Annotated in this window: 19 protein-coding genes; 12 read left to right on the top strand and 7 right to left on the bottom strand. The window is 38.1% G+C overall.

Translation table 11 applies throughout. From position 1 onward, the window contains the following. The first annotated feature begins 8 nt into the window (after positions 1-8). The 9 genes from ung (at position 9) to pyrF (ending at position 7,073) form a co-directional block, all read left to right on the top strand. Entirely contained in the window at positions 9-722 is a 714-nt protein-coding gene (gene ung, locus F936_RS11190) for a uracil-DNA glycosylase (RefSeq protein WP_003651482.1), read from the top strand. After that, complete coding sequence (locus F936_RS11185; protein ID WP_016802048.1) at positions 719-1,843, top strand: enoyl-CoA hydratase/isomerase family protein; 1,125 nt, start codon at positions 719-721, stop codon at positions 1,841-1,843. Before ung ends, F936_RS11185 begins: the two co-directional genes overlap by 4 nt. A 5-nt stretch (positions 1,844-1,848) precedes the next feature. Then, positions 1,849-2,349, top strand: a complete 501-nt coding sequence (gene tadA, locus F936_RS11180) for a tRNA adenosine(34) deaminase TadA (protein WP_005047443.1) — start codon at positions 1,849-1,851, stop codon at positions 2,347-2,349. A 73-nt stretch (positions 2,350-2,422) separates the two neighbouring features. Further along, complete coding sequence (locus F936_RS11175) at positions 2,423-2,863, top strand: SRPBCC family protein (RefSeq protein WP_004642638.1); 441 nt, start codon at positions 2,423-2,425, stop codon at positions 2,861-2,863. Between the two features lie 10 nt (positions 2,864-2,873). Continuing rightward, positions 2,874-3,554, top strand: coding sequence for a (d)CMP kinase (gene cmk, locus F936_RS11170; protein ID WP_005047442.1), 681 nt, complete (start codon positions 2,874-2,876; stop codon positions 3,552-3,554). Positions 3,555-3,665: 111 nt separating this feature from the next. Beyond that, the gene (gene rpsA / locus F936_RS11165; RefSeq protein WP_003651487.1) at positions 3,666-5,339 is read left to right on the top strand and encodes a 30S ribosomal protein S1; all 1,674 of its coding nucleotides are present in this window, start codon (positions 3,666-3,668) and stop codon (positions 5,337-5,339) included. Between the two features lie 156 nt (positions 5,340-5,495). Beyond that, positions 5,496-5,798, top strand: coding sequence for an integration host factor subunit beta (locus tag F936_RS11160; RefSeq protein ID WP_003651488.1), 303 nt, complete (start codon positions 5,496-5,498; stop codon positions 5,796-5,798). A gap of 25 nt (positions 5,799-5,823) precedes the next feature. Then, entirely contained in the window at positions 5,824-6,189 is a 366-nt protein-coding gene (locus tag F936_RS11155) for a lipopolysaccharide assembly protein LapA domain-containing protein (RefSeq protein WP_003651489.1), read from the top strand. A 185-nt stretch (positions 6,190-6,374) separates the two neighbouring features. After that, positions 6,375-7,073, top strand: coding sequence for an orotidine-5'-phosphate decarboxylase (pyrF, locus tag F936_RS11150; RefSeq protein WP_003651491.1), 699 nt, complete (start codon positions 6,375-6,377; stop codon positions 7,071-7,073). Here pyrF and F936_RS11145 read toward each other — a convergent pair. Both F936_RS11145 and F936_RS11140 read right to left on the bottom strand, forming a co-directional pair. Continuing rightward, positions 7,070-7,981, bottom strand: a complete 912-nt coding sequence (locus tag F936_RS11145) for a LysO family transporter (RefSeq protein ID WP_003651493.1) — start codon at positions 7,979-7,981, stop codon at positions 7,070-7,072. The genes pyrF and F936_RS11145 overlap by 4 nt on opposite strands. 49 nt (positions 7,982-8,030) lie before the next feature. Beyond that, positions 8,031-9,578 carry a flavin-containing monooxygenase gene (locus F936_RS11140; RefSeq protein ID WP_080595309.1) on the bottom strand — a complete coding sequence of 516 codons (1,548 nt, stop codon included), beginning with the start codon at positions 9,576-9,578 and terminating at the stop codon, positions 8,031-8,033. 121 nt (positions 9,579-9,699) lie between these two features. Between F936_RS11140 and F936_RS11135 the strand changes: the two genes are divergently transcribed. From F936_RS11135 to F936_RS11125, 3 genes are all read left to right on the top strand, one after another. Further along, on the top strand, positions 9,700-10,722 hold the full coding sequence (locus F936_RS11135; RefSeq protein WP_016802036.1) for an AraC family transcriptional regulator: 1,023 nt from the start codon (positions 9,700-9,702) through the stop codon (positions 10,720-10,722). A gap of 77 nt (positions 10,723-10,799) precedes the next feature. Beyond that, on the top strand, positions 10,800-11,942 hold the full coding sequence (zapE, locus tag F936_RS11130) for a cell division protein ZapE (protein WP_005047436.1): 1,143 nt from the start codon (positions 10,800-10,802) through the stop codon (positions 11,940-11,942). A 366-nt stretch (positions 11,943-12,308) separates the two neighbouring features. Beyond that, entirely contained in the window at positions 12,309-14,474 is a 2,166-nt protein-coding gene (locus F936_RS11125; protein ID WP_005047434.1) for a malate synthase G, read from the top strand. Between the two features lie 70 nt (positions 14,475-14,544). On the opposite strand, the gene F936_RS11120 is transcribed toward F936_RS11125, so the two are convergent. The 5 genes from F936_RS11120 to F936_RS11100 all read right to left on the bottom strand — a co-directional run bounded on the left by F936_RS11120 (position 14,545) and on the right by F936_RS11100 (position 19,831). Then, positions 14,545-14,958: an ExbD/TolR family protein gene (locus F936_RS11120; protein ID WP_005047433.1), complete on the bottom strand. Its 414-nt coding sequence runs from the start codon at positions 14,956-14,958 to the stop codon at positions 14,545-14,547. Between the two features lie 19 nt (positions 14,959-14,977). Next, positions 14,978-15,400 (bottom strand): ExbD/TolR family protein, encoded by a 423-nt coding sequence (locus F936_RS11115; RefSeq protein WP_003651506.1) that lies wholly within the window; start codon positions 15,398-15,400, stop codon positions 14,978-14,980. Positions 15,401-15,415: 15 nt separating this feature from the next. Continuing rightward, a complete protein-coding gene (locus F936_RS11110; RefSeq protein WP_005047431.1) occupies positions 15,416-16,294 on the bottom strand; it encodes a MotA/TolQ/ExbB proton channel family protein in 879 nt (292 codons plus the stop codon). A gap of 40 nt (positions 16,295-16,334) precedes the next feature. Continuing rightward, positions 16,335-17,048: an energy transducer TonB gene (locus F936_RS11105; RefSeq protein WP_003651510.1), complete on the bottom strand. Its 714-nt coding sequence runs from the start codon at positions 17,046-17,048 to the stop codon at positions 16,335-16,337. A 110-nt stretch (positions 17,049-17,158) separates the two neighbouring features. After that, positions 17,159-19,831, bottom strand: a complete 2,673-nt coding sequence (locus tag F936_RS11100; protein WP_005047430.1) for a TonB-dependent receptor — start codon at positions 19,829-19,831, stop codon at positions 17,159-17,161. Between the last annotated feature and the right edge of the window lie 497 nt (positions 19,832-20,328).

Raw genomic sequence — 20,328 nt, 5'->3', positions numbered from 1 at the left:
TGACATTAATGCAATTAACTGAGCAACAGCAAGATAAACTCAGTAAAGTTCAATTAGAAGAAAGCTGGAAAATATCTTTAGCACCTTTTTTATTAAGTCCTCAAATGGATAATTTGCGCGATTTCTTATTTCAAGAGAAGCAAGCACAAAAAATAATATATCCACCGAGTAAACAAATCTTTAGTGCTCTAAATACGACACCATTGGCTGATGTGAAGGTCGTTATTCTAGGACAAGATCCATATCATGGACCGAACCAAGCGAATGGATTAAGTTTCTCTGTTCAAAAAGGTATTGCATTACCACCATCTTTACGTAATATTTTTCATGAATTGCATACAGATTTGGGTATTCCAGCTCCTCGCCATGGTGACTTAACGAAATGGGCTAATCAAGGGGTGCTTTTACTAAACAGCGTGCTTACTGTTGAAGCTGGGCAGCCAACTTCACATCAAAAGCAAGGTTGGGAAGCATTTACTGATGAAGTCATTGATGTTTTGAATGAGCAAAGAGAACATGTGGTATTTATTTTGTGGGGTGCTTATGCACAGCGCAAAGGACAACGTATAAATAGAGATAGACACTTGGTTTTAACCGCCGCACATCCATCACCTCTTGCTGCAAATAGAGGAGGTTTTTTTGGATGCAAAGTGTTCTCAAAAACAAATCAATATTTGAAACAACATGGCATTGAGCCCATAGACTGGCAATTGGACGCATGATGAACTCTCCCAATGTAAATAACTATCACCCGGACTTGGTGGTTGAAGAAGCAAAAAACGGCTGGCGTATAGTACGTTTGAATCGTCCTAAATCATTGCATGCTTTAGATGAGTCAATCGTAACGGCATTATTACGTGTATTTGAAGATTTTCGTGATGATGAGAGCGTTAAAGCAATTTGGTTAGATTCAACTACACCAAAAGCTTTTTGTGCAGGTGGGGACGTTAGAAAATTACGTCAACTTGTTATAAATCAAGAAGTAGATACTGCGAATAAATTTTTTCAGCAAGAATATGCTTTAGACTTACTCTTACATAATTATGCTAAACCTGTGGTTGTTTGGGGTGAAGGCTATGTTATGGGTGGTGGTTTGGGCTTGTTTATGGCAGCACCATTCCGTCTAGTAACCCCATATTCTCGTTTGGCAATGCCTGAGATTAATATTGGTTTATATCCAGATGTCGGGGCGAGCCGTTTCCTAGCAGATCGTGGTCCAGTAGGTTTGTTTACTGGTTTAACTGGTTCAATCATGACAGCCGCTGGAGCATATAGCATCGGTTGGGCAACACATATTTGTGAAGCACAGCGTGATAATGTTTTGCAAAAAGTTTTAAATATTAATTGGGCTCATTATCCTGCAGGGGATTTCCGCGCAATTGATGATACTTTAAATAGTTTGCATCGTCCTGTTGCGGCAGGTCCATTGCAAAACTCGCTAGATGTGATTCATAGCGTTTGCCGTGGCTTTAATTTTGAACAAGATTACCAAGCTATTGTTAGCTTGCGTGATGCCAGCAGTGATTGGCTCCGCCAAGCGAGTGAGAACTTGCAAAAAGGATCTCCTAGTACTGCGGCAATTACTTGGTTGCTGTGGCAATGGGGTAAACAAATACATTCTTGGGATGAGGTCTTTGATTTAGAAGCTCAAATTTCTGAGTGGAAAATTCGGCATCCTGACTTTGTAGAAGGTGTTCGTGCACGCTTGGTTGATAAAGATTTATCACCAGAGTGGAAACCATGTGAAGACCTAAGCCTAAGAGGCATATTAGCTGATTGTCCGCCAGTTACCTCAATAGATAGCTGGAATGCTTTGCTTAGACAACATGGTGTGATCATTTAAAATACATGACTGAATATAGTGATGAATATTGGATGCAGCTTGCTTACGAGCAAGCTGAATTAGCCGCTCAGCAGGGTGAAATCCCCGTTGGAGCGGTTGTGGTGAGCCAAAATAGAGTGATTGGATCTGGATATAATGCTCCAATTAGTTTGTTAGATCCAACTGCACATGCAGAAATTCAAGCTATCCGTGCAGCATGCTTATCATTAGAGAATTATCGATTACCTGAAGATGCAACTTTATATGTCACTCTTGAGCCGTGCACAATGTGTGTAGGCGCATTAGTACATGCAAGAATCAAACATGTGGTTTTTAGTACAACAGAACCTAAAGCAGGTTCATTGGTAAGCGCTCGACAGTTACTACAACATGGTTATTACAATCACAGATTTACCTTTCAGCATGGTTGTTTACAAGAAAAATGTGCCCAACAACTCAGTCATTTTTTTAAACAAAGACGTGAGCAAAAGAAACTAGAAAAACAACAAAAAAACGTCCTTAAGTGATTAAAAAGTAACATGAGCTTATGGCAAACTAACGCGACTTTAGTGCCATTATTCTATTTAATAAGGAACACCAATGCGTAATGTAATTACCGTAAAAAAAGAATTTAATGCTCCTCTTGGTGATGTATTTAACTTGCTCTCTAAACATGCAACTTATAATACTGCTTTTGCACCATTACAAGTGGTACGAGTAAAAGACTCAGCAGATTCTAAAAGACCTGATGGTTTAGGCTCAGTTCGTCGTATGGGATTTGGTCCAATCAAACCACTTAAAGAAGAAATTACATTGCTTGAAGAAAATAAAAGCATTGAATATAAATTAATAGATAATCCTTTGATTAAACACCATTTAGGTCGAATCGAGTTTTCTGAAATTACGCCATATATAACTTTAGTTACATACCGCATCGAGTTAACAGCAAAAGCTCCAGTGGTAAGTAAATTAATCCTTGCACAGCTAAAACTAGCCATTACACTAGGCTTTTCGAGATTAGCTAAAGCAATTGCTTCTTAGTGAGAGTTCAATGACAGTTCAAATTATTACTATTGATGGTCCGAGTGGTTCGGGTAAAGGAACATTGGCCGCAAAACTTGCAGCACATTATCAATATCATTTACTCGATTCTGGTGCCTTATATCGTTTATTAGGGTTGTCATTACATAAACACGATTTATTAGAGAAATTAGACAGTCAGCTCGATGAGTGCATTCAATATGCACGTCAACTGGATATTAAATTTGAAACTTCCGAAGCAGGGATTTTAGTTTTTCTAGATGGCGAAGATGTATCTCAAACAATTCGTACAGAACGGGTTGGTGAATATGCATCGAAAGTTGCAGCAATTCCAGAGCTTAGACAGGCATTATTTGAGCGACAAAGAGCTTTTGCACAAAATCCAGGCTTAGTTGCAGACGGCCGTGACATGGCAACAGCTATTTTCCCTGAAGCAAATGCGAAAATTTATCTAACAGCTTCAGCTGAGTCGCGTGCCGAGCGAAGAGTAAAACAGTTGCAGGGCATGGGCCTAGATGCTAAAATAAACGACATTTTAGCTAATATACAGGCGCGTGACAAAAGAGATATGGAGCGAGAAGTTGCTCCACTCAAGCCAGCCAAAGACGCTTATATCATTGATAGTTCGGAATTAACGATCGATCAGGTGTTTAAGTTAATGGTTGAGTATGTCAATAGCCGTACCATTTAGCAAATAGAATTATCAGTTGACGCATAGCTTGATCAGTCTATAAAGACTATGTTGATACTTAACTAAACCGGCCTTGTCTGATCCAAGACCGCGGAATTTATCAGGTATATCATGACCGAATCTTTTGCAGCCCTCTTTGAAGAAAGTGAATTAAACCTCAACGTTGAAAAGGGTGCAGTCATCCAAGGTGTTGTTGTAAACATCGATAGCGACTGGGTAACTGTTGACACTGGCCTAAAGTCTGAAGGCATTGTTGACCGTGCTGAATTTTTAAATGAACAACGTGAACTTGAAGTTCAGGTTGGTGATACTGTTGACGTAGTTGTTGAAGCTCTTGACAACGGTATGGGTCAAACAGTTTTATCACGTGAAAAAGCTAAGCGTGCTGAAACTTGGACTAAACTTGAAAAAATCTTTGAAGATGGCGAAATCGTTACTGGTGTTATCTCTGGTAAAGTTAAAGGCGGTTTCACTGTTGACATCGGTCCTGTTCGTGCATTCTTACCAGGTTCATTAGTTGACACTCGTCCTATCCGTGACACTACTCACCTTGAAGGTAAAGAGTTAGAGTTTAAAGTAATCAAACTTGATGCTAAACGTAATAACGTTGTTGTATCTCGTCGTGCTGTTATGGAAGCAGAATCTTCTGCTGACCGTGAAGCATTACTTGCTCAACTTGAAGAAGGTCAAACAGTTACAGGTACTATCAAGAACCTTACTGATTACGGCGCATTCGTTGATCTTGGCGGTATTGATGGTCTTCTCCATATCACAGATATGGCTTGGAAACGTATCAAGCACCCTTCAGAAGTTGTTGAAGTTGGTCAAGAAGTTACTGTTAAAGTACTTAAATTTGACCGTGAGCGTAACCGCGTATCTTTAGGTCTTAAACAATTAGGCGAAGATCCATGGTTAGCGATCATGAGCCGTTACCCTAAAGGTTCTATCGTTAAAGCTCGTGTAACTAACTTAACTGACTACGGTTGTTTCGCTGAAATCGCTGAAGGCGTTGAAGGTTTAGTTCACGTTTCTGAAATGGACCACACTAACAAAAACATCCACCCATCTAAAGTTGTTCAGATTGGTGATGAAGTTGATGTTATGGTTCTTGAAGTTGACGAAGAACGTCGTCGTATCAGCCTTGGTATCAAACAAACTCGTGCTAACCCATGGGAAGAGTTTGCTAAAGCTCATGAGAAAGGCGAAAAAGTATCTGGTACTATCAAGTCTATCACTGACTTTGGTATCTTCATCGGCTTGAACGGCGGTATCGACGGTTTAGTACACTTGTCTGATATTTCTTGGAACGAGCAAGGCGAAGAAGCTATTCGTCGTTACAAGAAAGGTGACACTGTTGAAGCTGTTATCTTGTCTGTAGACGCTGAAGGTAACCGTATCAGCCTTGGTATCAAGCAATTGAACAGCGATCCGTTCAATGATTTCTTAGCTGCTAACGAACGTGGTGCTTTAGTTAAAGGTACTGTAACTGCAGTTGATGCTCGTGGCGCAACTGTTAAGTTGGCTGACGAAGTAGAAGCTACTCTTAAAGCTTCTGAAATCAACCGTGACCGCGTTGAAGATGCAACTAAATTCTTAGAAGTTGGTCAAGAAGTTGAAGCGAAAATCATCAACGTTGATCGTAAATCTCGCTCTATCAACTTGTCTGTTAAAGCGAAAGACGAAGCTGAAGAGAAAGAAGCAGTTGCTACTTTACGTACAGTAACAACAAGTCAAGAAAATGGTCCTAAGACTATTGGTGATTTGATCAAAGCACAAATGAAGTAATAGGTTAATAAAGTACAGTTTCATGTAACGGAATTGTACTTTTTATACAAATTACTGTAAACGGTAGCCTAGTATTCAACATACTGCGCTACCGTTTTGTATTTAAACAGGTTATTATCAGACGACATAGAGTAGCAATAAATAACGAGGTCGTAGATGACTACTGAAGCTCTTAATAAGTCTGATTTGATTGAACGCATTGCGCTAAAAAACCCACACTTAGCTGAACCTTTGGTGGAAGAGGCGGTTAAAATTATGATTGATCAAATGATAGAAGCACTATCAACTGATAATCGAATTGAAATCCGTGGTTTTGGTAGCTTTGCTTTACACCACCGTGACCCAAGAGTTGGTCGCAATCCTAAAACAGGAAGGTCAGTGGAAGTGGCCGCTAAAGCTGTTCCACATTTCAAACCCGGGAAAGCACTGCGTGATGCAGTCAACGAATCCGGGAAATAAATAAAAATTTATAAGTGGGGTGCCTATGCGTTATATTTTGATTGCATTGCTTATTGTTGTATTTGGTTATTCTTTAGCACTTGTATTGCAAAATCCAACAGAGCTTTCTGTTGATTTGTTATTTACCCAAGTTCCAGCTATGCGATTAGGCTTATTATTGCTACTCACATTAGTACTTGGAACAGTGGTCGGTCTTTTGCTAGGTGTACAGGTTTTCAGAGTGTTTCAACAAAGCTGGGAAATTAAACGTCTTCGTAAAGATATTGACCATTTGAGAAAAGAACAAATTCAAAGTGCTCAATTAGCAGCAGCAGAAGCCGCTGCAAATGTAAGACATGAAAAAACCGTTTTAGATGCTTATCCTCAAGATAAAAACTCTACTCCGTTATAATTCGAACACTACTCTTTATTCACGAGTAAAGAGTAGTATATTCCTTAATTTATCAGTGTTTTCTTCTTTTTATTTTTCTAAAAATTAGTCCTCGTGGCATTATTGTCTCTAAATTTGAAAGCCTTCCTTATACATTCCTTTATTACTTGATGACTTGTCTATTATAATGATGCTGATTTTATATGATGGAAGAAAGTCTCTTGAGTATCATTGTTGCGTTAGATGCAAAAAGCCAATATGACGCTTTAAAAATTGTTGAACAACTTGATCCTACTTTATGCCGTGTAAAAGTGGGTAAAGAGCTTTTTACTCATGAAGGCCCATCTGTTGTAAAAAAACTGCAAGAACAAAATTTTGAAGTTTTTCTTGATCTTAAATTTCATGATATTCCAAATACCACCGCTCAGGCTGTTTGTGCAGCAGCTGATTTAGGAGTGTGGATGGTAAATGTCCATGCTTCAGGTGGCCGTAAAATGATGGAAACTTGTGTAGAGCGTTTAAAAGCGGGTAACTATCAAACTCAGTTAATTGCGGTCACAGTGTTGACCTCAATGGGGCGTGAAGATTTAAAAGATATTGGTTTGGATGTTGAACCTGTAGAACATGTAAAGCGCTTGGCTAAACTCACTAAAGAAAGTGGCTTGGATGGTGTGGTTTGTTCTGCTCAAGAAGCTAAGATTCTTCGTGAATTAATTGGGGAAGACTTCTCTTTGGTAACACCAGGTATTCGCCCAGAAGGTTCTAATGCAGACGACCAAAAACGTATTGTAACTCCAAAGCAGGCTATGCTTGATGGTTCTACACATCTGGTAATTGGTCGACCGATTACTAAAGCAGAAAACCCAACAGAAATGTTGAAATCTATTCTTGCTTCAATTGCCTAAAAATTTAGAAATAAGCTAATTAATAACGGGGCGAGTAGGCTTAATAATAAGCCACTCATCATGGCATGTGGTACATAATGTGTACCACATGACTGTTTTACCATTGCTAAGGTAGCATCCATTGACGTTGCGCCAGCACTTGAGATAGCAGGGCGAGGAAAACGCCATCCCATGGTATACATTAAAAATATAGCAACAATTTCTCTAAATAAATCAGTCAATAGCGCGATGCCACCTAGTTCTGCCGAATGTAATTGCGTAAATAAGATCCCTGACATTGAGTACCAGCCATAACCTTGTGCTAATGCTAATGTTTCGTTCAGTGCAAAATGCTTGTTAAGCAAAAAGTAGTTGAAGAAGCCAGCAATACATGACCCTATAAAAGCAGCTAAAGGTACAATTAAAACCTTCCAGCTTAACCACGTACGGTTGAAATGAGTGAAGGCAAGTTCAATACCAATTAAGAAAATAAACAGTAATAATAAATACCAACTATTAAATGCCATATGTGAATTGAATTGAGTAGCGATAGCTCCTAATAGAACACCGACGCCTAAGGCAAGAAAGGCTTTTGCAATATTCTTTAAAGCATTTACAAAAAGTTGAAGTGAGATTTTTCCTTTTACACTTTGTTTATCAAAAATTGTATAAGCCAATAAACATGTAAAAAAAGAACCAAAAGATGTGGTAAGTGCAATGATTATAGCCGGTGGAAGTATCGCAGATGGGTTCTCAATTTGATCAAGTGCTAGTGTTAATTCTAAAGCCACACTTGCTAAGAGAATATAAGAAAAATAGGGTAGTATTTTAAAAATAAACTGTCGGATATTTAGAGATAGTCTAGGTGCTAGAAAATAGCCGAAAGCAAGTGCTAAAAAAATTTGAATGATAAGATAAAAGGATTGCATATAATAATAGGTGGATTGTTTTTAACCCACCTATTATGTCTTGAACATTTTAAGCTGCATAGCTCTGTGAGCTTTTATTTAAGAGTAAGTAATCTTTTGGATTAACTTTACGCGTCTCTAACCAATACTTCCATGTATAGGTGGGCCATAACGAAAAGTTTTTTCCATCGGCAGATTGATACCAGCTACTACAGCCTCCAGCTTGCCACACAGTCCCTTGAAGCTGAGTTTGAACCCGCTCGTTAAAAGCGTCTTGAACTTCTGGTTTGATCTCAATTGCTTTTTGACCAGATTTCTCTACAAGTTGAATGAGCTGTAAAATGTAATTTACTTGAGATTCAATCATAAAAATAACTGAATTATGACCTAGTACTGTATTAGGGCCGACTAATTGAAATAGGTTAGGAAAGTTTTTAGTCATAATGCCATAATAACTTTCTGCACCATCTTTCCATGCTTGTTTTAACTCGAGTTGATTGCGTCCAATACAAGTGAAATGTTTTAAGTAAATACGGGGGTCAGTAATAAAACCTGTGCCGTAAATTAAACAATCAATAGGTCGTTCTTTACCATCTTTCGTAATAATACTATTTTCTTTAATTTCTTGAATGCTATCCGTTATTAGCTCAACATTTTTACGGTTAAATATAGGGAAATATTTATTTGAAATAAGAATACGTTTACATCCCATCACAAAGTCCGGTGTGAGTTTCTTAGCCACTTCCTTGTCTTTAACTTGGAAGCGAATGAAAGCTTCTGCCAATTTTTGACCATATTTCATGATTCGAGGTTGAACAATCGGTACAACACGTGACTCATTACTCCAATAAAGACGACTACGATGAATTTGGCGATAGATATTGGAAGATTTGAATAATGCTTTACTCAAACCTGAGTATTTGCGTTCATCTCGTGGTATTACCCATGCTGCCGTTCTTTGAAATACATAGAGCTGCTTAACATCTCCAGCTATTTCCGGAATATATTGAATTGCGCTACCACCTGTACCAATAGATGCGACTGATTTACCATTCAAATTATAGTCATGTTCCCATTGTGATGAATGGAAAACTTTCCCTTTAAATTTTTCGATACCCTGAATATGGGGAATTTGCGGGATATGCAACGGGCCTGAGGCAAAAACAACAAATTGAGCTTCAATAGAAGGCTGATTTTTAAAGTCTAGAGTCCATACATGACGTGCTTCATCATATTGGACATTGCTCACATCATGGTTAAACTTGCAATAATCTTTAATCTTATATTTTTTTGTAATATCTTGAATATATTGAAAAATCTCTGGTGCTTCAGCATAGCGTTTTGACCAGTCGGTTTTAGGTGCAAAAGAGAGGGAATACATATGAGATTGAACATCACATGCCGCACCTGGGTAGCGATTTTCCCGCCAAGTTCCGCCAACATCATTAGACTTTTCTAAAATAACAAAGTCTTGCTGTTGATTTTGCAGTAAACGGATTGCCATTCCTAGGCCACCAAATCCAGCACCAATAATAGCGATTTTAGTTTTTTGAATAGCATCTTGCTTTGCGTTTAGCATTGGAAACCCTGCATAAGCTAAAAGGAGGATTGCAGGCAAGACTAACGTTTTTTAACCAGTTTAAACATGATTGTATCGACGTGAAAATTGATAGATTCGGCAATTAATTTTCTTTCTTGTTTATAGTAAAACATTTGAGTCTAGGGAAATTGATAGAAGAATGAAACGGTCGATACTTGGTTTAATGTATTTAATTCAAGGAATGCGCAATGCAGGCATTGATGTCGACTCACGTTTGGCTGGTATAGGAATTAAGGTTGATGCTTTAGATCCGAGTTCCACAATTCATGATCGCCTAGAATGGGATATTCAGCAAATTATTAGTGAAAATGTTGAGCCTGAAAAGGGCCTATTTATTGGACAGCATTATGCTTTAGCCGGTTACGGACCATTGCTCATGTTGCTTGTCACAAGTAATGATGTTCAAACTGCATTAAATAAAGGGATAAAGTATCAAAAACTTACTCATTTATTTGGTGCTTTAGGCCTATATGAAACTGATGAGCGTACAATTTTAAGTTATTTGCCTGTTGATTTGAAAACACAAATTGGCAAGTTGCGGGCCCAATGTGAAGTTTCAGGAACTTATAAATTTATTCAAGATATTTATACGATGATGGGATTACAAATGCCCGCTATGCGTATAGAACTTCCGTTTGAAAAACCAACTGACTCAGATACTTTATCTCGCTATTTTGCATACTATGGCGATGATGTGCACTTTAATGGTAAATATGCAGCATTTAGCCTAAGCAAGGATGTGCTTGAAATTAAGATTCCCTCAGCGGATATCATTACACATCGTATTTATGAATCAAAATGTATTACAGAAATAACAAGATTAAATCAACAAGATCACCAAACTCCACATATCATACAATGTGTGCAAGATTATCTTGAGTTGCAACAAGGTATTATCCCGAGCATGGCGGAAACTGCTTTTGCATTGAAAATGCCTGAAAGGACATTAAGGCATCAATTGCAACAGTTAAATACGAGTTATAAGCAAATTCGTGAACAAATTATCAAGAATAAGGCATTAAAGCTTATGGAATATAGAGAATACTCAATAGAAGTTATTGCCGACTTACTCGGTTATTCTGAACCAGCGGCGTTTAATCATGCATTTAAACGATGGTTTGGACAGAGTCCTCGACAATATGGCAAAGAGTCATCGTCGTAATTCTTGATGCTAAAAGCTAATGTGGTTGAACAAAATGTTCGCTATACTCCTATCAGTTAAAATTGAAATAAAACGATATGTTAAATTTAAAATCTTCTCATAGTACTGCATTCTCACCTTCTTCCCCAGCAGAACGCTATGCTGAGGCTTTAGCTTCAGGCCAGTTTATGGCAGATGAAGCGCAAGCACAGGCAGTGCAAGAATTAGATCGTGTATGGAAAGAACTTTTAAACCGTTATAAAGCCTCTAAAAAAGCTTTCCGTCGTTTTCGCCGCCAAACATCACCTAAAGGTGTCTATATGTGGGGTGGTGTAGGTCGTGGAAAAACTTGGCTTATGGATCAATTTTATGAGTCAGTGCCATTTCGTCGTAAAACACGTATGCATTTTCATCATTTCATGCAACATGTTCATAAAGAGCTAAATAAGCTTTCAGGCCAACGTAATCCACTTGAAATCGTGGCTGACCAAATTTATAAAGATGCAGTCGTTATTTGTTTTGATGAGTTCTTTGTATCAAACGTAACAGATGCAATGATTCTAAGTGATTTATTTCAAAAATTGTTTGTTCGTGGCGTGACATTAATTGCAACATCAAACATTGCACCAGACGGCTTATATAAAAATGGTATTCATCGTGACCGTTTCTTGCCAACAATTGAAATGGTTAAAAAGAACTGCGCTATTTTAAATGTAGATGCAGGTGTGGATTATCGTTTACGCGTATTAAAACAAGCTCAATTATTTAAATCACCATTAAGTAATGAAGTCCAAAACTGGATGTCTGAACGTTTCAGTGCATTAACTCATACACAAGCTCATTCTCAAGAGCCTATTGTAATCAATAATCGTATTGTTGAGACTCTAGGGCATACAGAAGATGTATTGTGGTGTGAGTTTTCTGAACTCTGCTTTAAACCACGTAGCCCAGCAGATTTTATTGAAATTGCAAATATCTATAATACGGTTCTAGTGAGTAATGTTCCTCATTTAACAGATTTTTTGTCTGAAGGCACACGTCGTTTTATTTATCTAGTCGATGAGTTTTATGACCGTGGAGTAAAATTACTTTTAACTTTGCAAGATAGTATTATTGATATTTATCAAGGTGAAAAATTAGCCTTTGAAATTGAGCGTACTCGTTCGCGTTTATTAGAAATGCAATCCGATGAATATTTGCATTCAGAACATCGCCATATTGATGAAGCTAAAAACGCATAAAAAATAGATATGAAAAGCGCTCTAGATTGAGCGCTTTTTTTACAACAAAAATAAATAAATTTCGTTAAATAGTGCTTTTTCAACCTGCAAAGTTTGATATAACTAAATACGCTTTAGAAAAATAAGATAGTGAAATTTTTTGTCTGTTAACAAAAAGTCTAGTTTCAGTATCTTTAAATATTGAATAAATTGTTGGGAATCCTAGTTAGAATTTTAATATTTTCTATATAGAAAAATTTATCTTTGTCAATAGTTTTACAAGGGAAAATGCTTACTATTTAGGAATGTGATATTAGTATTCAGCTTAATTTAAATCGGTATACTAGGATTCTCTTGGTATAAAAAGTAGCAACTTCAGGAAAGACAATGACTGCACGTATTCAAAAAGGCAAGTTAGCGATTGCTAAAGAACTTTACGATTTTATCGAAAATGAAGCTTTACCAGGTTCTGGTTTAGATAGTGAAACTTACTGGAAGAACTTTGAGCAAGTTGTTGTCGATCTTAGCCCAAAAAATAAAGCATTATTGGCTAAGCGTGATGAATTACAAGCAAAAATTGATGAATGGCACCGTAACAATAAATTTGAACTAGGTGCTTATAAGGCGTTCTTAACTGAAATTGGTTATTTATTGCCAGAAGTTGAAGATTTTCAAATTACAACTGAAAATGTTGATGAAGAAATTGCATTATTGGCAGGACCGCAGTTAGTTGTGCCTGTACGTAATGCACGTTATAGCTTAAATGCAGCAAATGCTCGTTGGGGTTCTTTATATGATGCACTTTACGGCTTCGATGTAATTTCTGAAGAAGGCGGAGCTGAAAAAGGTAAAGGATATAATCCTGTACGTGGTGCAAAAGTTATCGAGTTCGCTAAAAATTTCTTAAATGAAGTTTTTCCGCTTGCGCAAGGTTCACATGCAGATGCAACAAAATATGAGATTGAGCAAAATAAACTTGTTGTAACTTTGAAAGATGGTTCAAAAACAGGTTTAGCTCATGAAGCTCAGTTCGTTGGTTTCAACGGTGAAGAAGCGAATCCTACAGAAGTTGTACTTCTAAGTAATGGCCTTCATGTCATTATCGAAATTGATGCGACTAGCCCAATTGGTCAAACTGATTTAGCTGGTGTTAAAGATTTAACATTTGAAGCAGCTGTAACTACAATTCAGGATTTAGAAGATTCTGTTGCTGCGGTAGATGCTGAAGAAAAAGTTGAAGGCTACCGTAACTGGTTAGGTTTAATGAAGGGTACGCTTCAAGAATCTATCGAGAAAAATGGTAAAACGATTGTTCGTGATTTAAATAAAGACCGCGAAATTAAAAACTTAATTGGTGGCACAACAAAACTTCATGGTCGTTCACTTATGTTACTTCGTAACGTAGGTCATTTAATGACTAACCCAGCTATTTTGGTAGATGGTGAAGAAATTTTCGAAGGAATTATGGATGCACTGGTAACACCATTATTGTCAGTTGCTGATATCCGTAGTGAAAACGAAAACAAGAACTCACGTAAAGGTTCTATGTATATTGTTAAACCAAAAATGCATGGTCCAGAAGAAGTTGCATTTGCTGTAGAGTTATTTGAACGTGCTGAACAGGCCATTGGATTACCAGCGAAGTCATTAAAAATCGGTATTATGGATGAAGAACGTCGTACATCTGTAAACTTGAAAAACTGTATCGCTGCTGCAAAAGACCGTACGATCTTTATTAATACTGGTTTCATGGACCGTACTGGCGATGAAATTCATACGTCAATGGAAGCTGCACCAGTTGTTCGTAAAGAAGCTGTAAAAACACAAAAATGGATTGCTGCTTACGAAAATCGTAACGTTGCAATTGGTTTGAAGACTGGTTTACAAGGTAAAGCACAAATTGGTAAAGGCATGTGGCCAAAACCAGATAGCATGAAAGATATGTTAGCAACTAAAGCTGCACATCCAAATGCGGGTGCATCATGTGCTTGGGTTCCATCTCCGGCAGGTGCGGTACTTCATGCAATGCATTATCATCAAGTTAATGTAAAAGCGCGTCAAGATCAGTTAAAAGCTGAAGAAATGTTGTCATTAGACGACTTGTTGACACCTCCATTTGCACCAGAAACAAATTGGTCAGCAGAAGAGATCAACAATGAGCTTGAAAATAACTGCCAAGGTATTTTAGGTTACGTGGTACGTTGGGTTGACTTAGGCGTGGGTTGTTCGAAAGTTCCTGATATTAACAACGTGGGCTTGATGGAAGACCGTGCAACATTACGTATTTCTTCTCAACACGTTGCGAACTGGTTGCGTCACGGTATTGTGACTCGTGAACAAGTTGAAGAAGTGCTTAAACGCATGGCGAAAATTGTTGATGAGCAAAACGCGAATGATCCATTGTACAAACCAATGGCAGCTAACTTTGAAACCAATATCGCTTTCCAAGCAGCTTCTGACCTCATCTTTAAAGGTTGTGAACAGCCTTCTGGTTATACTGAGCCGTTACTTCATGCTGCTCGTTTAAAGTTAAAAGGTTATACAGGTGACTAATTTTAACCTGTCATAAAAAAAGCCTCTTCGGAGGCTTTTTTTATTTGCAAGAATAAATCAAATGTATGACTTAATTATTACTCACAATTCCAATTTTAGTGACACCTAAACGCTGTGCTGTAGCCATGACCATTGCTACATTTTTATATTCAGCCATTTGGTCAGGTTTAAGTTTGATCTGGTCTTGATCTTTTTTGGCGACAACACTTTGAAATAAAGTCTCTAGTGCGGTGCGGTCAGAAACCTGTTGGTTATTCCAAAATACTTTGCCAGCTGAATCAATACGAACATCAATGACTTCAGGTGGCTTTTCATTTGTTGGTGGCGGTGTACCATTTGGCAAATTAATATTAATCGCGTTGTTTGGCGCAGGTATGGTAATAATAAACATAATAATGAGTACCAGCATGACATCAATAAGAGGTGTCATGTTGACTTCCAACATCACGTCATCATCATTATTTGAGCCGACATTCATACCCATAAAATTCTCCTTAAGTTAATTACGGGGAGGCTGGAGGGCTAGTGACAAAGGCAATTTTGCCAATACCGGCTTGTTTGGTCGTGCTAATGACCTGATCTATTGCCTCAAAATGGGTAAGCTGATCTCCACGAATGTGTACCTCTGGCTGAGGTCTTTTTTGTGCAACTGCTTGGAGTTTTGATAACAATATTTCTTTATTAGGCACATAGCTTTCATTCCAGAAAATATCTCCTTGCTTGTTCACAGAAAGTTGAATATTTTCAGGCGTGGTTGCGTACGGAGTATTTTTTTCTTCTGGCAGTTTCACTGGAACCGTATGTGTAACTACCGGTATCGTAATAAGAAAAATAATAAGTAAAACCAACATGACATCCACGAGAGGCGTCGTGTTAATTGTGCCAATCATTTCATCATCATCTTCAGAGCCAACACTCATACCCATAATGTTTACTCCTGATTATTTAATGCTGCGGTTAATGGAGTTATTGGTATTAATTTCTCCGCTTAATAAAACCGCATGCAAATCTGAACCAAACGAACGGACATTTTCCATAACTGCTTTATTACGGCGAGTTAGCCAGTTGTAACCAAGTACAGCAGGTACTGCGACTGCAAGACCAATAGCTGTCATAATTAAAGCTTCACCGACAGGACCAGCAACTTTATCAATAGATGCCTGACCTGAAATTCCGATCGCTGTTAATGCGTGATAAATTCCCCAAACCGTACCAAAAAGACCCACAAATGGTGCCGTTGATCCAACTGTTGCCAAAAAGGCTAAGCCACCACCTAAGTGATTTTGTATTTTTTCAATTGCGCGTTGAATTGAAATGCTTACCCATGTATTAAAGTCAATACGTTCAAGTAAAGAGCCGCCGTGTGATTTAGTTGAATTAATGCCTTTTTCTGCAATAAAGCGATATGCACTACTTTGCTCTAGATTGTCGGCTGCATTATCTAGTGAAGTTGCTTCCCAAAAACTTTTCTCTGCTTCTTTACCTTGGCGCTTTACTTTAGCTTGCTGTAAGAATTTAGAAATAATGATGTACCAAGTACCAATCGACATGAGTACTAATATAAATAAAGTAGATTTAGCAACTAAATCTCCCTCACGCCAAAGCGCTTCTAGGCCATAAGGATTTTTAACAGTTTCACTTGTTGCTGGCTTTGGTGGTGGAGTAGGAGTTGCAGCATTTGAAGTTGTCTCAGCGGTTGCTGTTGCAACTGGAGTATTAGTTTCTTCTGCAAAAACCGAGCTTAATGGAAGTAAAGAGCATGCTGCGATTAAACTTGCAGAAGCGAAGCGTGCTAGGTGTTGAGTTGGTTTTTTCATCATATTATCTCCAATATTTTTAATTTCTTGCTAATACAGTTGTTTATTCAATTACGAATGGATATTCAATTTCATACCAGTCTTGCTGAGGCACGCCATCTTTCATTGCTGGTTTGAACGTACATAAGCTGTAGGCTTTAGTTGCTGCTTTATCTAAAGTTTTGCTGCCACTCGTTTTTTTGACTTTGGCATCAATGACCTTGCCAGAAGTATCGACTAGAACACGTATACGTACGGTCCCTTGCTCTTCATTCATAAGCGCTTCGCGTGGATATTCCGGTTTTTCGCAGCCAGCAGAACCTTCCGAAACACCGCGAGTTACACCAGTTGGTTTTGGTGCAGGTGCAGCAGCAGCCACTGGAGCCGGTGCTGCAACTGGACTAGGTGATGGAGTGCTAGGTGCAGCAGTTGGAGTTGGGGCAACTTTTGTCGGTTGTGCTACTGGAGTCACTTTTTGTACAGGCGTCGCTTTTTCGACCTGTTTCACTGGCTCGGGTACTTTGGCTACCTTTTCTACCATTTTAGGTGGCTCAGGCGGTTTTTCCTTAGGCTTGGGCTCCTCCGGTTTAGGTGGAGGAGGTGGCTTAATATCCTGAATAATTTGTAATTCCACAGGTTTTTCTGCTGGTTTTTGAATATTGTTTGCTAAACCTGACATCAGAATATAGGCAACAAGAAGATGCAGAAAAAGCACTGCGGCAATACCAATAAGGCGCTTTGCAGATTTATTTTCTATGTCTGTAAAAGTCATGCCCATAGTTACTCCTGAAACTGTAGACAAACAATTTTTTTAAATGACTGTTTGGCTAAGAATGGGTATTTGTTCTGCAAACTAACTGTTGAGAGTTATGTTTGCAGAACAACCATTTAGAACTTATATGTACCTCGTACAAAGTACGTACGTCCTAAAGGATCTGCGTAACGTGGGTCATATCCCATTTGGAAGTTATCAATTACATTAGAAGCAGGAGGGTCTTCATCAAAAATATTTTTGATACCAGCTGTGACTTCTAGGTTTTTAAAGCCTTTATAGGTGCCTGAAATGTTATATGTTGTATAGTCGCTGACTCTATGGTTTTGATCATTAGAGTTCTGATCTTGATACCCACGTGAGAAGTTTTGTTGTAGGTTTAAAGCCCAGTTTTCATAATTCCAATTTAGGTTTGCAGTGTGTTTCCAGCGCAGAATAATAGATTGATAGTCTAAGCCGCTGTATGATCCGGCAACGCCTTTCCATTCGCCATTTGGCTCAGCTTGATATTTGTAGTCTGTTATATATGTCCCATCAATATTAAAACCAAACCGACCAGTAGCTGTCATTGGAGAAACCCAACTTAAGCCTACATCGAAGCCTGAGGTTTTAATTCCACCTAAATTTTGTTGCGTTGTAATAATATAATCTAATGAGCCATCAGGATTACGGACAAATTTATCTGCATATTTCACTGGGTCGTCAAAAATAGCAGTTTCTGAAAGTGTAGCAATTTGCTTATCAACTTCTATATTGAAGTAATCGAGAGTAAAGGCTAAATTTTTAACTGGTTCAAATACTAAGCCTGCGGTAAAAGACTTTGACTCTTCCGGATCTAGCGTTTTATTCCCCCCATTTTGTCTGTCGAATTGCATATTACAATCGCGTTCTTTTTTTCCTCCTGGTTGTACCTTGCCACCTGTGCAAAGTACTGGATCATCATATGACGCACCTGTATTGGTTACGGAATTTGGACCATTCACTTCCCAAAGTGTTGGGGCTCTGAAACCTGTACTATAAGTTGTACGGAACATTAACTGTTTAATAGGTTCCCAACGAAGTGCAAATTTTGGATTAAACGTATCGCCAAAATCATTGTAGTCATCATAGCGAGCAGCGATTTGAGCTTCTAAGGTTTTAAGAAGTGGAATATGGAACTCGGTAAATACCGATTTAATATTACGATCACCATTATTTTCTGGCTCATCTGGGTCGCTACCTGCACTTGGAGCTACACGGGCAATATCCGCCATAACTTTTGAAGTCCAATCTTCATAACGATAGCTTGCACCAATCGCAAAACCAACGTCTCCAGCTGGTAATTTAAATATAGGTCGGCTTGCAGTGAAATCTACAGTAGTTGTGTCTAGATTAGCTTTTAAATATTTACCTTCAACACCTAACTGATTCCACGCATCTGCATCTTCAGGGTTTTGAGGTCCGAACGGGTTTAATGTGCCATTGGTTAAAGCTTCTTGGGTTTTGTCATAGTTTAAATAGCCACTTACGAGAGCATCTGATGCACTACTATGTGCGTAGGTAACTCCTGAATTAATATCCCAACCATGAGTTTCACCCTCAATACCAGCAAATATTCTATGTGACTGGTTAATACTATTACTTACACGATTACCCGATTGTGAACGCAGATATAGGGGGATAGTTCCAGTAGCGCCTGCTAGGGCTGGAGTTATGCCATTTCCTGGATAATATTTACTGCTAGGGTCAAGCGTCAAATCAAAAAATACATCTGGTGCAACTGAAGTGGTAACTTCACTTCTTGCATATAAATATTCTGCAATCGCATTAAAGTTATCGTTCAGTTTAAAAGTAGCTCGACCCATAGCTGAGATGTCTTCTGTTTTTGGAACAATTCCAATCACAGCTTGACTGTTATATCGACAAGTTCCATCATCGTTACTATTAAGAGGATTATTACCACAACCAGTGGATGCGTAAGGGTTACCTAAACCTGGGACATTGGCAGGGAATGAACCACTACTTGTCCTATTAACATCTAATTCGGGTAATATCCCTCCACGCTGACTGACCTTGCGGTCTTTGGCCATGACATCATCGCCTTTGCGATAGTCCACAACACCAAAAACGTTATAGCCATTTTCGTCTAAATCACCGAAGCCGCCAAAGATGCTATAGTCTTGCTGTTCACCACCTTTTTGTTCTGGTTTTTGATAACCAGCGGTTAAGTTTAGACCTGTAAACTGCTTTTTAGTAATGAAGTTAATTACCCCGCCAATTGCATCTGTTCCATAAATGGAAGAGGCGCCATCTCGTAAAACCTCAATACGGTCTAACATTGCGAGTGGGATAATATTTAAGTTTGTGACACCGCTATCATAGGCATTTGCAGCTAGTCGTCGACCATTAAGTAAAACAAGTGTCTTGTTGGCGCCTAAAGCCCTAAGGTTTGCCGCCGAGCCGGCTGTTTTACTTCTACCCACGTTGCTGGCAGTAACAAAATTTGATTGGTTTGCGCTAATTTTGGCTAAGGCTTCTTCAGTTGTAGTCACCCCTTGTTTTAAAATTTCATCAACTTTTACTACAGTAATGGGTGAAGCACTTTGAGCAGCAACTCCTTTAATTGATGAGCCAGTTACAGCAACTTTTATGACTTTGACTGGTTTGTCTTCAGATGTTGATGATGGTTCGGTTTCTGCTGCTTGTGCCAGGGTAAGACACATCATGCTTAAACTAAGGGTGCTTAATTTAAGAATTGTTTTGCCGATCTTGGGGGTTACCTGAGATCGAACATTGTATTTTTTTTTCATCGTAGATTTGATCCCTTTTTGTTGTAGTTAGCGATATTGCTGAAAAGTGTTTAAGCAAAGCAAGTGCCAACTATATATTTTTCTTTTTTTAGTTTATGCAAAATTTTGATAAATATTGATTTTATTATGGTTGAGGCTGTAATTCAGAAGGTGGAATCAAAAAAATTATTTTTCTATTTGGAAAAAAATAATGAGTTGGCGAAAAGTTTCAAATTTATTTGTATAAAAAATAATCATTGTTTGAATCTTCATGTATTAGATATCCATTTCTGTATCTTTTTAGAACTTTATTAAATGTAATTGTATAACGTAACATTGTGATAATTTCATATACTTCTATTTATAAATCAAAATGTTGATCTGTTATTTTTTGTGAAAAATAACGATTTTTTCTGAACTAGAATGAAACATTTGTGACTTTTAATTGTGCAATATAGGTTAATGATGGATAGGTTATATAAATATAATATTTGGCAAAAACTTACTTTTATTTATAT

It is taken from the genome of Acinetobacter calcoaceticus DSM 30006 = CIP 81.8 (assembly GCF_000368965.1).
Classification (GTDB): domain Bacteria; phylum Pseudomonadota; class Gammaproteobacteria; order Pseudomonadales; family Moraxellaceae; genus Acinetobacter; species Acinetobacter calcoaceticus.
Note: the sequence above shows the minus strand (reverse complement) of the source record. Positions and strands in the feature narration are given on the sequence as shown.

Bases quoted from the DNA above. Each gene is read 5' to 3' on its own strand.
- F936_RS11185 (WP_016802048.1), top strand. From the start codon at position 719: ATGATGAACTCTCCCAATGTAAATAACTATCACCCGGACTTGGTGGTT.
- cmk (WP_005047442.1), top strand. From the start codon at position 2,874: ATGACAGTTCAAATTATTACTATTGATGGTCCGAGTGGTTCGGGTAAA.
- tadA (WP_005047443.1), top strand. From the start codon at position 1,849: ATGACTGAATATAGTGATGAATATTGGATGCAGCTTGCTTACGAGCAA.
- F936_RS11125 (WP_005047434.1), top strand. From the start codon at position 12,309: ATGACTGCACGTATTCAAAAAGGCAAGTTAGCGATTGCTAAAGAACTT.
- rpsA (WP_003651487.1), top strand. From the start codon at position 3,666: ATGACCGAATCTTTTGCAGCCCTCTTTGAAGAAAGTGAATTAAACCTC.
- zapE (WP_005047436.1), top strand. From the start codon at position 10,800: ATGTTAAATTTAAAATCTTCTCATAGTACTGCATTCTCACCTTCTTCC.
- F936_RS11120 (WP_005047433.1), bottom strand. From the start codon at position 14,958: ATGGGTATGAATGTCGGCTCAAATAATGATGATGACGTGATGTTGGAA.
- F936_RS11115 (WP_003651506.1), bottom strand. From the start codon at position 15,400: ATGGGTATGAGTGTTGGCTCTGAAGATGATGATGAAATGATTGGCACA.
- F936_RS11100 (WP_005047430.1), bottom strand. From the start codon at position 19,831: ATGAAAAAAAAATACAATGTTCGATCTCAGGTAACCCCCAAGATCGGC.
- F936_RS11175 (WP_004642638.1), top strand. From the start codon at position 2,423: ATGCGTAATGTAATTACCGTAAAAAAAGAATTTAATGCTCCTCTTGGT.
- ung (WP_003651482.1), top strand. From the start codon at position 9: ATGCAATTAACTGAGCAACAGCAAGATAAACTCAGTAAAGTTCAATTA.
- F936_RS11105 (WP_003651510.1), bottom strand. From the start codon at position 17,048: ATGGGCATGACTTTTACAGACATAGAAAATAAATCTGCAAAGCGCCTT.
- F936_RS11135 (WP_016802036.1), top strand. From the start codon at position 9,700: ATGAAACGGTCGATACTTGGTTTAATGTATTTAATTCAAGGAATGCGC.
- F936_RS11160 (WP_003651488.1), top strand. From the start codon at position 5,496: ATGACTACTGAAGCTCTTAATAAGTCTGATTTGATTGAACGCATTGCG.
- F936_RS11155 (WP_003651489.1), top strand. From the start codon at position 5,824: ATGCGTTATATTTTGATTGCATTGCTTATTGTTGTATTTGGTTATTCT.
- F936_RS11110 (WP_005047431.1), bottom strand. From the start codon at position 16,294: ATGATGAAAAAACCAACTCAACACCTAGCACGCTTCGCTTCTGCAAGT.
- pyrF (WP_003651491.1), top strand. From the start codon at position 6,375: ATGGAAGAAAGTCTCTTGAGTATCATTGTTGCGTTAGATGCAAAAAGC.
- F936_RS11145 (WP_003651493.1), bottom strand. From the start codon at position 7,981: ATGCAATCCTTTTATCTTATCATTCAAATTTTTTTAGCACTTGCTTTC.